The following is a 13,103-nucleotide window of genomic DNA, read 5'->3' as shown; positions in this document are numbered from 1 at the left end:
CTACCCGGTGGCCGAGACCGCGGTATCAGCCGGACCGATCGGTAGGACGAAATACAGTTCGCTGCGCCGGGCGACGCCGAGTTTGCGATAGACGCGGGTGAGATGTTGTTCGACGGTGCTGGTGGTGATGGCGAGTTTGTCGGCGATCTCGCGATTGGCCTTGCCGCGGGCCGCCAGCTCCGCCACCCGGCGTTCGGCCGGGCTCAGCGTCGCGAGCCCACCCGGAATCCGGCGCAGTGCGGGCATGGGCTGGGTCGGCTGCGTCGCGGTTTGGGGTTTGCCGTCGAGTAGATCGCGCAGCAGCACCTCGGCGCCGCAGGTTTCGGCGATACGCGCCGCGTCGCGGATCAGTGTGCGAGATCGCTCGTGATCGCCGACGCTGCGGTGCGCCTTGCCGAGTTCGCCGAGGGCCGTGGCCAATTCGACATCGTCACCGCCGGTGCGGGCGATGGCGGCCGACTCACGCAGCAAGCGGAAAGCCTGATAGCGATCGCTGGTGGTGGCGAGCAACCGGAGTGCGACGCCACCGGAGCGGTGCCGGTCGGCGGTGCCGAGCAATTCGAGATGTCTGGTCGCGAATTCCTGTGCCTGCCGGTGCTCACCGAGTGTGAGATGGGCGGCGGCAATGTCATTGCGCCACGGCACCAGCCAGGGGAAGTCCATATTCCACCGGTCCATGAGATAGCCGCACCGACGGAAACTGCGTAATGCCTCGTCGGCGCGGCCGACAGCGAGGTGATGGTGTCCCTGCGCCTGAAGATACGGCAGGCCGAAGCGCGATTCGAAAATTGTTCGGGGCACCGCCCTTTCGAGCTGGGTTGCGGCCTCGGCATGCCGGCCGGCGATCGTCAGCGCATGCACCATTGTGGCGATCGGCGTGCCGATCCAGAGGCCGAGGTGTTCGGCGGGTACGTAATTCAGCGCCAGCGCCGCATCGCTGGTCGCATCGCGAATATTGCCCTTGCGCAGCATGGTTTCCGCGCGCAGCCCGGCGAAGATCGACTGCCAAGTCGGGGCGCGGCGGGCATCGGCCTCGGCGAGCAGCGATTCGCACCAGGCCGCCGCGGTATCGAGCCGATTGCTGTAGATGAGGCAATGCACCGCCGCGACCAGGGTTTCGATGGTGGTCGAGGTGAGGCGATGGCTGGTGAGCAAACGCTGCGCGAGCGTGTCGATCTCGTCGAGCGGATGGGTGAACAGGCCGGTGAGCAGATCTGCGCCGTGGCGATGCGGTGAATGCTGATCGGTGCGCACCTTGGGCGGCCGGGCCGGGGCCGCGAAGAGTCGCGGATGACGTTGGACGTGCGGGGGATAGGAGTACCGCAGCCAGGCGCGCAGGAAGTCGATCTCCGGCGTCGCCTCGTCCGGTTCGCCGCTGTTCAATTGGCCGAGCGCGTGATCGGCCTGCTGCACCTGCCCGTGCCACAGCAGATACATGATGGCGGCGGGCAATTCGTGGTACGGCACCCGGCCCGTGCGCAGCGCCGCCTTCAACCGGGTGAACTGGCGCGAGCGGGTCGACGGATTGATCCGCCATTCCAGGCAGACCAGCCGGATCGCGATGGTGGCCCGCTCGCCCGCGTCCCGGGTGGCGCGATAGGCCGATTCCAGCCGATCGACCGCCGGTTCGATCTGGTCATTGGTTATCGCATCCTCGGCGGCGGTGCGCAGTACGTCGACGGCCCATGGGTAGCCGGCGGCACCGGCGTCGACCAGGTGGTCGGCGACGGTGCTCGCCGGAAAACCCCGATGGTGCAGCAGTTCCGCGGCCCGGCCGTGCAATTTCTGCCGGACCTGGTCGGGGGTGTTGCGCAGGATCCGCTCACCGACCTCCGGATGTTCGAAACGCGCGGTTTCGGCGAGTTGTCGGACGACGGCCCGCACCGCGGCCTCGTCCACCTCCAGCAGCTCGGCGACCAGGCCGGCCGTGCTCGCGGTGCCGAGCACGGCCATGGCCTGACCGACCCGGGATTTGGCGAAGTCGGCCCAGTGGTCGCGATGCGCTGGGGTGTCGCTGTGTGGCGGGACAGGCTGACACATACTCTGAGCCCTTCGTCGAGGTGGTGAGCCCGACTGAGGGAGAGCACCATCGAAAACGAGCAGCTCGGGTGCACTGAGGATGCGGCATCGTCGCAGCGGGAAGGACGCGTCCACGCGCCCGATGATCCAGCCGGTGAACACAGGTTAATTCGCCCGCCCGATCCTGTCACGACAACTGATGACACCTACGTAATATGAGGTGTTTCAATGCCTTTCGTATCATTGACTCCCGGCGTGCGCGAATGCGTGCTGATGGTAGGCCAGACAGGCGGCCGAGGTATCGTCGGCGGCCAGGAAAAGCACCGTGCGTGCCGCGTCGAGAGCGCCGCTGTCGCGCGCGCTCACGTACGCGTGCACCGGGGCCGCGGAGTACGGATTGTCCACCGAGGGATCGACGCCGACGACCGATTCCGGTTTGAATCCGAGCGCCGCCGCGAGGCGGGCGCGGAAGGCGAGGGTCCAGGTGGGTGCGAGCAGCACCGCGCGGCCCTCGGCGAAATCGGCGACGTCCAGTCCTTCGGCGTTCAGGCAGTCGCGCACGGCCACCGCGGCCAATTCGACCAGATCGCCGGCACCGGCCCGGGTGCTCATGGCCGAGCGGCCGTTCGCGCCGGCCTCGCCCATCGCGACCCATGCGGTCGGGTCGGCGGGCCCGGCGATATCGGTGGTGTGCAGCCCGCCGAATCCGGCTGCGGTGCCGGATGTTCCGAGCAGGATGGCCGCCGCGCTGGTGCTGTAGGGGAAGCCGTCGACATGACGCTCGGTCGACGGGTGCGTATCACCGGCGACCAGCAGCGCGTACGACACTTCGCCGCTGACCAGGAAGCATTCGGCGGTCGCGATCGCGTGTAGTAGTCCGGTCCCGCCGTTCATCAGGTCGAAGGAGAATGCGGGCACCCGGCCGGGGGCGTATTCCAGTCCGATGCCGACACGCTTCTGGATCAGCGCCGATACCGCGGGTTCGGAGATGTTCTGATCGCGGAAGACCCCGGCATTGATCAGCATTCCGACCTGCTCCGGGGCGATGTCGGCCTGTTCGAGGCAGGAGGTGGCCGCGCGGGCCGCCAGGTCGAAATAGCTGCCGGTATCGAGATCGGCATTGATGGCGGCCGCGAGGATCGTGGTCGGCATGGCTCAGGCCTCCAAGCGGGAAATGGTGGCGGCGAGGTGTCCGGAGACGATGCCGGATGCCTCCGGAATCATCAGCACCTTGGACCCCTTGGGGATCTTCTGCTGCGCGAGGTGTTCGTGCAGGACCACGAAATGCGAGGTCGACGCGGTATTGCCGAAGTCGTGCAGCACATTCAGGGCTTGCGGCATCGGGGTGCCGAAGTGCTGCTCGGTGAGGTGCGAGATGTACTCGATGGCGGGCGCGCTGAACTGGTGGTGGATCCAGTAGTCGAACTTCTCGCTCTCCCAGGTGCGCCCGGTCTCCTCCAGGAAGGTCGACATGCGGTTGATGGCCTGCAGATAGCGGCCCTCGTTCTGCATTGCGCGGTTATCGGTGTACAGCGCGATTCCCGGGGCCTGGTCGCTCGGCATGCCGATGCAGTGTTCCGCGCCGTCGGCGGAGGTCATCAGTTCGACATAGTGGATTTCGTCGTCATCGTCACCGCGATCGTCGAGCATCACCGCGACCGCCGCATCGCCGACGGTCAGCGCGGCGAACTGCGGATCGTAGGGCTTGTTGATCTCGCGCGCCGCGGTCTCGGCGATCGGAGTGATCTGCTCGCCGCTGACGACCAGCCCATTGCGGACCACACCGGCCTTGATCATGCGATCCAGCACCAGCACCCCGGTCATCATGCCCGCACAGGCATTCGAGACATCGAAATGGCGGGCCTTCGTCGTACCGATCTCCTTGCCCAGCATGACCGCGAAAGACGGTGCGTAGCAGAAGATTTCCTTCCCGCGAGTGCGGGTGATGGAGGCCGAGACGACCACATCGATCTCGTCGGGGGCGTAATCGGAGTGCGTCAGGCAGTCCTCGATGGCGCGCAGGGCCAGATCGAAGGAGGATTCGTAGCCCTCGTCGCTGGAGTCGTAGACGCGCCGATTCTTGATGCCGGTAATCCGTTCCAGATCAAGGGATCTCGGCACCGCCAGTCCGGCGATGATCTCCTCGGTGGAACGGACGGTGGATGGTGTGTACGAGCCGATGGACTCGAAACGTGTGCGCAGCATTACCCCTGCTTTCTGTGTCGCATTTTTCCCTGTGTTGCCAGGAGTTTCGACGGCGCTGTCGTCGTGGACGCCCTATTCGGGCAGCCCGACCAAACTCGCGCTCACCTCGCACAATTGGCGGGCCCGCGCATCGTCGCGGGCCAGCCGCGACGGTTCGCGCTCGCGGGTCTTGCGGAAATAGGCACCGGTCACCTCGGCGACGCTCGGATCCGTCGCGAGGAAGGTGAGCGCGGCGGCGCCCTCGGCCGCGGTGATGAAGAACAGGCGTTTGCCGAGCGCGACGATCGGTTGCCCGAACCATGGCAGCGAATTCCAGATGCCGGTCGAGACCGCGCCGGGATGGAAGGCATTGACCGTAACGCCGGTGCCCGCCAGTCGATCGGCCAGTGCGCGGGCGTAGAGCACATTGGCCAATTTGGATCGGCTGTACGCCTTTTCGCCCGAATAGCCTTCACGGAACCCGAGATCGTCGAAATCGAGAGTCGCGCCGTAGTGCATCACCGACGAGGTGAACAGAATGCGCGCGGGGGCGCTCTGGACCAGCAGATCGATGAGCAGTTCGGTGAGCAGGAATCCGCCGAGATGGTTGGTGGCGAAGGTCGCCTCGATACCGTCCTCGGTTTCGGTCCGCGTCTGGTGATAGCTGCCCGCATTATTGGCAAGTACGTCGATGCGGTCGTAGTCGGCTTCGACCGCCTTGGCGAGTTGGCGCACCGACGACTGCGATGCGATATCGCATTCCAGCGTATCGACCGCTCCCGCCCCCGCGGCCAGCACCAATTCCGCACTGTCGGCGAGCTTCTGCGGATTCCGGCCGACCAACACCAGCCGATCGCCCCCTGCGGCGAGCTGTTGCGCGGCTTCGAGACCGATGCCCGAGGTGGCCCCCGTAATCAGGATCGTCTTCATGTTCGATCACCTTGCCATCGATGCCATGGCCGAAATCCGCTCTCGGGGTGGCTTCGGCGAGTTGCCCGATGTGTGCGAACGACCCCGATGGCCGGGCGCGCTCGATTGATCGCGCAGATCAGCACGCGCGTGCCGAATTCGGCCCAATGATGCTGCGCCGTAGTTGTAGCCGTCGCGCATGACTGTCGATAGGGGTGGATAGGGGTAGGTCGTTCCATCTGAGGCGGTTCGTCGAGGCCGCAGAGATGGCGAGTCGTGGACCCGCCGAACTGCTCTGGTCCAATTGGGGGACAAGTGCGTTGTGGCGCTCGGCTTGTGTAGCTGTTGCCTGATCGACCTTGATGACCGCGCGTCGGCGGACAGCGGATGCATCTCGAGGGCACTACGGACCTCGGACCGATCGAGCCGGTGGACGGGACGAGCGGGGGAGGGATCCTGACAGCAGCGCCATCACAACCCCGTGTCGAGATCGATGCACGTGGTGGTGATCGCGTGGCAGATCCGGTCCACGTCGGCATCGGTTGTCCGCCAGTTGCTGAACGCGGCGCGGACACCGGGTATACCGTCGTAAACGGTTGGCGTCAAGAAGGTTTCGCCACCTTCGGCGATCGCTCGGGTCAGCGCCTGTATGCGCTCGGTGGTCGGCCGGTCGGCGAGGGTGAAGCAGACGACATTGAGTCGCACGCGTGCCAGCAGCCGCACGAGTCCACTTGCGGTGAGTAATTCGCCGAGGCGGCGAGCCGAAGCGACATTGCGCTGCACGATCTCTCGATGACCTGCCCTGCCGTATGCGGTAAGAGTGAACCAGGTGGCCAGCGCCCGCAGTCGGCGCGAACTCTCCGGGACCAGGTGCACGAAATCCGGAGTGCCGGTGGGTATTCCGAGATAGGCGGCGGTGTTCTGGAAGACCTGGACCTGCAGGTCGCGACGGCGGGTGAACTGCACCGCCGCGTCGTAGGGCACATTCAACCATTTGTGCAGGTCGACGCAGATCGAATCGGCCGCAGCGAGTCCGTCGACCAGATGCGCGTATTCGGGTGCGAGCGCGGCGAAGGCTCCGAACGCACCGTCGATGTGCAGCCAGAACGGGTAGCGCTGCTTCAGCTCCGCGATCGCGCGCAGATCGTCGAAATCGACGGTATTCACCGTGCCCGCATTGGCGACCACGATCGACGGATGGCCGTCGAGTGCGTCCAGAGCGTCGGCGAGCCGTCGGATATCAACCGCCTCGCGACCGGAATGTGTTGGTATCAGCCGTAATTGATCGCGGCCGACGCCGAGCATGGCCAGTCCCTTGTAGATACTCGCGTGCGGCGCGCCGGACAACACATGTACCGGGCCGAGCGCTCCCACACCGGCCTGTGCGACCGATATTCCGACCTGCTCGCCCAACCACTCACGGGCAGTTGCCAACCCGACGAAATTCGACATGGTGGCACCGGAGACGAAAGCGCCGGTGTGCTCGGTGAGCCCGAACAGTTGGCCGAGCCAATCCACGGCTTCCCGTTCGAGTGCCGAGGACGCCGAATCGGCGGTGGTGATGGTGTTCTGGTCCAATACGCTGGTCAGCCAGTCGCCCGCGATCGATGCGGGGGTTGTTCCGCCGGTCACGAATCCGAGATACCGCGGCCCCGCGCTGCCGGAGAGCCTCGGCTCCCACCGTTCCTGAAATTCGCGCAATGCGCCGCGCAGTCCGATGCCGACCTCCGGAACGACACTTGCCGTTGCCTTGTCGATGTCCGGCCGTGCCACCGGCCGGTCGTTCAGCCCGGCCAATACCTGCACCGCCGCGCGACGGGTCTCGTCCAGCAGTGCGGGGAGGTCGGCGAGATCATCGGCGAGTATCGGGTCCATCCACCGACCCTAGAGACGCCGCCCCGGCGCTGTCGTGAGCCAGTTACGACGAACTGGACGTGTCGATCGGTTCAGTGTGATGCGTCCATCCGGGCGATCTGTCCGGCCAGGTCGTCGGGGTCGGTGAGCAATCGCTTCGCCGGTGTCAGCCAACATTGCGCGAGCAGGTCGTACCCGATCCGGCCGATCTCCGCATGCCGAGGCCATTGTTCACGTGTCCACGCCGGTTCGTCGCGATATGCCGCCACACCGCTGAGGTGATTGCCGACGAGTTCGAACTGCAGATCGCGACGCAACCGCATGGCGACCGGATCGGCCGGTGGCTTCGTGCGCAGGATCTCGATCAGGTCCGCGGCCACCCGCAGCACCTTGGATTCGTTCCATCGCAGGTCGTGCCGGTGCGCACGCGGCACGATCACCCACATTGCCGCAACCGCGACCAGCGCACCGACCAGCGTCTCGATCAGCCGATCGCGGACGGGAACCAGTATCGGCCCACCCAGCGCGCCACCGATCAGCAGCGCCAATGGCGTGATGAAGACGACGGCGATCCCGTAATTGCGCACTACGAACAGATCCGTCAGGAACATCAGAGCCATGAGCACGAGCACGAGCACGATGTCCGACGGCGCGATTGCGTGCAGCGCCGCGAACACGATCAGCCCGACGACCGTGCCCCCGACGCGATGCAATGCGCGCACGGTGCCGACAATGCGATCCGGCCCCAGATTCAGCACCAGGACGGCGGTGATCACGGCCCAGTCCGGTCGGCCGAGGTCCACCAGCACACTGATGCCACCCGCGATCACGGCGGCGGCCAGCGTGCGCAGCGCCGTGGTCGCCGCATGCGAGCGGATCGTCAGTGACCGTCGCAGTCGCTGACCGACAGTCGGGCGGGTCATCGGCACCGGCGCGTCGAGCACGTCCGGTGCGGCGTCCGCTATCCCGATGAATTGGCGATGTGCGGCCAGCAGCGTCCGGACGATCTCCGAATCCGGTTCGCGGGCAGGCAGACCCGCATCATGGACCGTGGCCCACGCCGAATGCAGCGCGGCACCCGCCGCGTGCCGCTCGGCGGCGGACGGTTGCCCGTTCTTCCGGTATTCGACGTAGGTATCGACGGCACGCAAGGCCGATGCCAGCGACGCCTTTTCCGGCGCACGCGCATCGCGCAATATCGGACTCATCGAAACCAGCACCGAACTCAGCACGCCGAGCGCGGTATATCCCACGATGACCGGTACCGAAATACCGGCGGCGGCCATCCGCGTCGCTACCGCGCATACCAGCACGAAGAAGAACATGCCCGGCGGTCCGGCCCGCGTCGCGACCATGACATAGCTCGCGACCAGCGCCACAACGGAAAGTGCCGCCACACCGATAATTCCGGCCGTCGCGTGCCACAGATCGCCGATCACGGCACCGAGCGCCGCCGCCGTGAGAAAGCCCGCCCCCGCGATCAGCACTATCCGCCAACGCATTCGGTAGGCGCGCGCCTCGCCGTAGAGCACAGCGAACGCACCCAGCGCGACGATCATCGCCTGCTGCTGATGCCCCGTCGCGAGCACGCTCAGCGCGGGCAACCCGAATGCGAGCGCGGACCGCGCCGCCACCGGCCACCGCCAACCCGTGTGCGCCGATCCGAACAGCAGCGCGCGCCGCCGCGGCGGCGTCGGCACCGGATGGTGTGACGGATCGGGGGTCGGGTCGTCCACCAGGCCATTCAACACCAACCGACCATTGGGTTTTGTGTGTCGGGACACGCGCTCGCCCCTTTTGCTCTAGCGTTGGCCAGGTTGCTGCCGAGAGGGGTTATCGATGCGTACGGGGATGCTGGAGCTGGTGCAGTTGCGGGCGCTCGTCGATGCGGGGGAGATCGACACGGTGCTGGTGGCAATGACCGATATGCAGGGCCGTTTACAGGGAAAGCGTTGTGCGGCAAGGTTTTTCCTGGACGAGGTGATCGGGCACGCGACCGAGGCGTGCAATTACCTGCTCGCGGTGGATGTCGATATGACGACGGTCGACGGATACGCGATCTCGTCCTGGGAAACCGGCTACGGCGACTTCGTCCTGCGGCCGGATCTCAGTACGCTCCGGCTGGTGCCGTGGCAGCCGGGAACCGCGCTGGTGCTGTGTGATGTCGAGCACGTGGAACCGGCACGTCAGCCGGTCACGGTATCGCCGCGGCAGATATTGCGAGCGCAATTGGCGCGGCTCGCCGAACGTGGGCTGCATGCCTACGTCGGGACCGAACTCGAGTTCCTGGTCTTCGACGACAGCTACGAGGACGCGTGGAATTCCGGCTATCGCGATCTGCGGCCCGCCAACCAGTACAACGTCGACTATTCGATGCTGGGGACCGCACGCATCGAGCCACTGCTGCGTCGCATTCGCAATGAAATGGCCGGTGCGGGACTGTATGTCGAATCGGCCAAGGGTGAATGCAATCCGGGTCAGCACGAGATCGCATTCCGCTATGACGAGGCGCTGGTGACCTGCGACAACCACAGCATCTACAAGAACGGCGCCAAGGAGATCGCCGCCCAGGAGGGCCGCAGTCTCAGCTTCATGGCGAAATACAATGAGCGCGAGGGCAATTCGTGCCATATTCATATAAGTCTGCGTGCCGATTCGGGTGCGGCGGTATTCGCGGGTGACGGCCCGCACGGCACCTCCGCACTCATGCGGCATTTCCTCGCCGGGCAACTGGATTGCCTGCGCGAGTTCACCTACCTGCTCGCGCCGAATATCAACTCCTACAAGCGATTCGTGGCAGGGAGTTTCGCGCCGACCGCATTGGCCTGGGGACGTGACAACCGGACCTGTTCGCTGCGCGTGGTGGGCGAGGATCTGTCCCTGCGGATGGAGAACCGGATCCCGGGCGGCGATGTGAATCCGTATCTGGCCGTCGCCGCGACCATTGCCGCCGGATTACACGGTATCGAGCACGCGCTCCCGCTCGAGCCGGAGTTCCACGGCAATGCCTACCGGTCCCAGCGCCCGCGGGTGCCGCGTACGCTGCGGGAAGCGGCGCAATTGTTCGGCGAGAGCAAGGTGGCACGGACAGCGTTCGGCGACGACGTGGTGGACCATTATCGGAATGCGGCACAGGTCGAGCTGGACGCCTTCGACGCCGCCGTCACCGATTGGGAGCGAATCCGTGGTTTCGAGCGGCTCTGAGCAGATCCGTCCGGTCATCGGCCTGCCGACCTACCTGGAACAGGCCCGATTCGGCGCCTGGGATGTGCCGAGTGCGGTGCTGCCGCACAACTACCTGCAGTTGGTGGAGCGCGCGGGCGGCATACCGGTGCTGCTGCCGCCCACCGGCGTGGCGCGCGCGGAGCTGGTGGATCGGCTCGACGGGTTGGTGCTGACTGGCGGCGCCGATGTCGATCCGGCCCGCTACGGCGCGCCGCCGGATGCGGCCCTCGGCCCACTGCGCGCCGACCGTGACGATTCCGAATTCGAGCTGTTGGCCCTGGCACGCGCTGCCGGTCTGCCGATCCTCGCGATCTGTCGCGGCCTGCAACTGGTCAATGTCGCGTTCGGCGGCACCCTGATCCAGCATCTGCCGGATCTGCTCGGCCACGACGACCATTCGGGTACGCCGGGTGGCTTCCACCCGAACCGGGTCACGACGGTGCCGGACAGCCTGGTCGCCACGATCGCCGGACCGGAGGTGAAGGTGAATTGCCACCATCACCAGGCCGTCGCCATCCTGGCCGATGGCCTGGTCGCGACCGCGCACGCGTCGGACGGCACGATCGAGGCGGCGGAGGCGCCGGACGGTCCGTTCCTGGTGGGTGTGCAGTGGCATCCGGAGGCGGATGCGACCGATACGCGATTGATGCGAGCACTGGTCCAGGCGGCGGCCACCTATCGAAAGGAACGGAATTCGTGACGACAACGCAGGTGGTCAACCCGGCGACCGAGCAGGTCGTCACGACACTCGAATTGGTGAGCGTGGCCGAGACCGATGCGGCCATCGAGCGGGCGCAGCGGGCCGGGGCCGATTGGCGCGTGGTCGCACCGGGGGATCGGGCTCGGTTGCTGCGTCGGTTCGCCGAGGCCGTCGACGCGAATCTCGAGCAGCTCGCCCAGCTCGAGGTGGCCAATGCCGGGCACACCATCTGCAATGCGCGCTGGGAGGCGGGCAATGTCCGCGATGTGCTGCATTTCGCCGCCGGGATTCCGGAACGGCTGCTGGGCAACCAGATTCCGGTCGCGGGCGGGGTCGACATCACCTTCCACGAACCGCTCGGCGTGGTCGGGGTGATCGTGCCGTGGAACTTCCCGATGCCGATCGCGGCATGGGGATTCGGTCCCGCACTCGCCGCCGGGAATACGGTGGTGCTCAAGCCTGCCGAGCTCACGCCGCTCACCGCGATCCGATTGGGTGAGCTCGCGCTCGAAGCCGGTGTGCCGGAAGGTGTTTTCCAGGTACTGCCCGGCAAGGGTTCGGTGGTGGGGCAGCGGTTCGTGACCCATCCCGCCGTGCGGAAGGTGGTCTTCACCGGGTCCACCGAGGTGGGCAAGGAGATCATGGCCGGATGTGCGCGCCAGGTGAAGCGGGTGACGCTCGAATTGGGCGGTAAGAGCGCGAATATCGTTTTCGCCGACGCCGATCTGGAGCGGGCGGCGGCGACCGCGCCCTACGGTGTTTTCGACAATGCCGGGCAGGATTGCTGTGCGCGGTCGCGAATTCTGGTGCAGCGCAGTGTGTTCGACCGGTTCCTGGAATTGCTGGAACCGGCTGTGCGTGGGGTTCGGGTCGGTGATCCCGCGGCGGAGTCCACCGAAATGGGCCCGCTGATTTCGGCCGCGCATCGTGCTCGGGTGGCCTCGTTCGTCGAGCCGTCGACCAAGGTGGCATTCACCGGTACGCAGCCCGACGGACCCGGATTCTGGTATCCGCCAACGGTTGTGCTGCCCGACGCGCAGTCGGATCGGGTCCTCACCGAGGAGGTGTTCGGGCCGGTGGTCGCGGTGGTTCCGTTCGAGGACGAGGCCGATGCCGTTCGCATTGCCAATGACACCGAATACGGTCTGTCCGGCTCCATCTGGACCAATGACGTGGGCCGGGCGCTGCGGGTGTCTCGCGGTGTGGAAGCCGGGAATCTGTCGGTGAATTCGCATTCCTCGGTGCGGTATTGGACGCCGTTCGGCGGATTCAAACAGTCCGGGCTCGGGCGCGAACTCGGACCCGATGCGGCACTTGCCTTTACCGAGACCAAGAACGTCTTCATAGCAACTGATTAAGGAGATGTGTTGCAGCGCTTAAAGGATCGAGTCGCCGTCGTCACCGGCGGCGGGAGCGGTATCGGCCTGGCCACCGTTCGCCGGTTCGCGGCGGAGGGTGCCAAGGTCGTCGTCGCCGATATCGATGCCGCCGCGGGAGAGGCCGCGGCCGGCGAAGTGGGCGGCCTGTTCGTGAAGGTGGACGTCACCGACGAGGCCCAGGTCGAGGCCGTGTTCCAGACCGCCGTCGACACCTATGGCGGACTCGATATCGCCTTCAACAATGCCGGAATCTCGCCGCCGGAAGACGATTCGATTCTGACCACCGGCATCGACGCCTGGCGTCGGGTGCAGGAGGTCAATCTGACCTCGGTGTATCTGTGCAGCAAGTACGCCATCAACCACATGCTGGAGCGGGGTAAGGGCTCGGTGATCAATACCGCGTCGTTCGTCGCGGTCATGGGGGCGGCGACCTCGCAGATCTCCTACACCGCATCCAAGGGCGGTGTGCTCGCAATGAGCCGTGAACTCGGTGTGCAGTTCGCGCGCAACGGGATTCGGGTCAACGCGCTGTGTCCCGGGCCGGTGAACACGCCACTGCTGCAGGAGCTGTTCGCGAAGGACCCCGAACGCGCCGCGCGCCGCCTGGTGCACATCCCCGTCGGACGCTTCGCCGAGCCGGAGGAGATCGCCGCCGCGGTCGCATTTCTGGCCAGTGACGACTCCTCGTTCATCACCGCATCGCAGTTCCTGGTGGACGGTGGCATCTCCGGCGCATACGTCACACCGTTGTAAAGGTACGGTTGATTCGGGCGGACCGCTGCGCAGTAAGCCAGGATTCGCCATACGTCGCCGATCAGAGGGAGGCTCGTGAA

Annotated in this window: 10 protein-coding genes; 4 read left to right on the top strand and 6 right to left on the bottom strand. The window is 66.0% G+C overall.

From position 1 onward, the window contains the following. From ACIBW7_RS16070 to ACIBW7_RS16045, 6 genes are all read right to left on the bottom strand, one after another. Window positions 1–2,040, bottom strand: a complete 2,040-nt coding sequence (locus ACIBW7_RS16070; RefSeq protein WP_397046976.1) for a LuxR C-terminal-related transcriptional regulator — start codon at window positions 2,038–2,040, stop codon at window positions 1–3. 219 nt (window positions 2,041–2,259) lie between these two features. Continuing rightward, window positions 2,260–3,171, bottom strand: coding sequence for a hypothetical protein (locus ACIBW7_RS16065; protein ID WP_397046975.1), 912 nt, complete (start codon window positions 3,169–3,171; stop codon window positions 2,260–2,262). Window positions 3,172–3,174: 3 nt separating this feature from the next. Continuing rightward, window positions 3,175–4,224 carry a 3-oxoacyl-ACP synthase III family protein gene (locus ACIBW7_RS16060; protein WP_397046974.1) on the bottom strand — a complete coding sequence of 350 codons (1,050 nt, stop codon included), beginning with the start codon at window positions 4,222–4,224 and terminating at the stop codon, window positions 3,175–3,177. Between the two features lie 72 nt (window positions 4,225–4,296). After that, window positions 4,297–5,133: an SDR family oxidoreductase gene (locus ACIBW7_RS16055; protein WP_397046973.1), complete on the bottom strand. Its 837-nt coding sequence runs from the start codon at window positions 5,131–5,133 to the stop codon at window positions 4,297–4,299. A 450-nt stretch (window positions 5,134–5,583) separates the two neighbouring features. Further along, on the bottom strand, window positions 5,584–6,987 hold the full coding sequence (locus ACIBW7_RS16050; protein WP_397046972.1) for a pyridoxal phosphate-dependent decarboxylase family protein: 1,404 nt from the start codon (window positions 6,985–6,987) through the stop codon (window positions 5,584–5,586). A 71-nt stretch (window positions 6,988–7,058) separates the two neighbouring features. After that, on the bottom strand, window positions 7,059–8,702 hold the full coding sequence (locus tag ACIBW7_RS16045; protein ID WP_397046971.1) for an FUSC family protein: 1,644 nt from the start codon (window positions 8,700–8,702) through the stop codon (window positions 7,059–7,061). Window positions 8,703–8,805: 103 nt separating this feature from the next. Between ACIBW7_RS16045 and ACIBW7_RS16040 the strand changes: the two genes are divergently transcribed. From ACIBW7_RS16040 to ACIBW7_RS16025, 4 genes are read left to right on the top strand one after another with little or no spacing between them, the layout of a single operon-like run. Beyond that, on the top strand, window positions 8,806–10,170 hold the full coding sequence (locus ACIBW7_RS16040; RefSeq protein WP_397046970.1) for a glutamine synthetase family protein: 1,365 nt from the start codon (window positions 8,806–8,808) through the stop codon (window positions 10,168–10,170). Beyond that, complete coding sequence (locus ACIBW7_RS16035) at window positions 10,151–10,891, top strand: gamma-glutamyl-gamma-aminobutyrate hydrolase family protein (RefSeq protein ID WP_327101374.1); 741 nt, start codon at window positions 10,151–10,153, stop codon at window positions 10,889–10,891. Before ACIBW7_RS16040 ends, ACIBW7_RS16035 begins: the two co-directional genes overlap by 20 nt. Beyond that, a complete protein-coding gene (locus tag ACIBW7_RS16030) occupies window positions 10,888–12,249 on the top strand; it encodes an aldehyde dehydrogenase family protein (protein WP_397046969.1) in 1,362 nt (453 codons plus the stop codon). Before ACIBW7_RS16035 ends, ACIBW7_RS16030 begins: the two co-directional genes overlap by 4 nt. Before the next feature lie 6 nt (window positions 12,250–12,255). Then, entirely contained in the window at window positions 12,256–13,023 is a 768-nt protein-coding gene (locus ACIBW7_RS16025) for a 3-oxoacyl-ACP reductase (protein ID WP_397046968.1), read from the top strand. The last annotated feature ends 80 nt before the right edge of the window (window positions 13,024–13,103 follow it).

This window comes from Nocardia sp. NPDC049526, from assembly GCF_044465765.1.
In the GTDB taxonomy this organism is placed as follows: Bacteria; Actinomycetota; Actinomycetes; order Mycobacteriales; family Mycobacteriaceae; genus Nocardia.
The sequence above is the reverse complement of the archived record's forward strand: the minus strand, read 5'-3'. Positions and strand labels throughout refer to the sequence as shown.

What these genes read in the sequence shown, in the direction of transcription:
- ACIBW7_RS16070 (WP_397046976.1), bottom strand. Translation starts at nt 2,040, where the DNA reads ATGTGTCAGCCTGTCCCGCCACACAGCGACACCCCAGCGCATCGCGAC.
- ACIBW7_RS16065 (WP_397046975.1), bottom strand. Translation starts at nt 3,171, where the DNA reads ATGCCGACCACGATCCTCGCGGCCGCCATCAATGCCGATCTCGATACC.
- ACIBW7_RS16060 (WP_397046974.1), bottom strand. Translation starts at nt 4,224, where the DNA reads ATGCTGCGCACACGTTTCGAGTCCATCGGCTCGTACACACCATCCACC.
- ACIBW7_RS16055 (WP_397046973.1), bottom strand. Translation starts at nt 5,133, where the DNA reads ATGAAGACGATCCTGATTACGGGGGCCACCTCGGGCATCGGTCTCGAA.
- ACIBW7_RS16050 (WP_397046972.1), bottom strand. Translation starts at nt 6,987, where the DNA reads ATGGACCCGATACTCGCCGATGATCTCGCCGACCTCCCCGCACTGCTG.
- ACIBW7_RS16040 (WP_397046970.1), top strand. Translation starts at nt 8,806, where the DNA reads ATGCGTACGGGGATGCTGGAGCTGGTGCAGTTGCGGGCGCTCGTCGAT.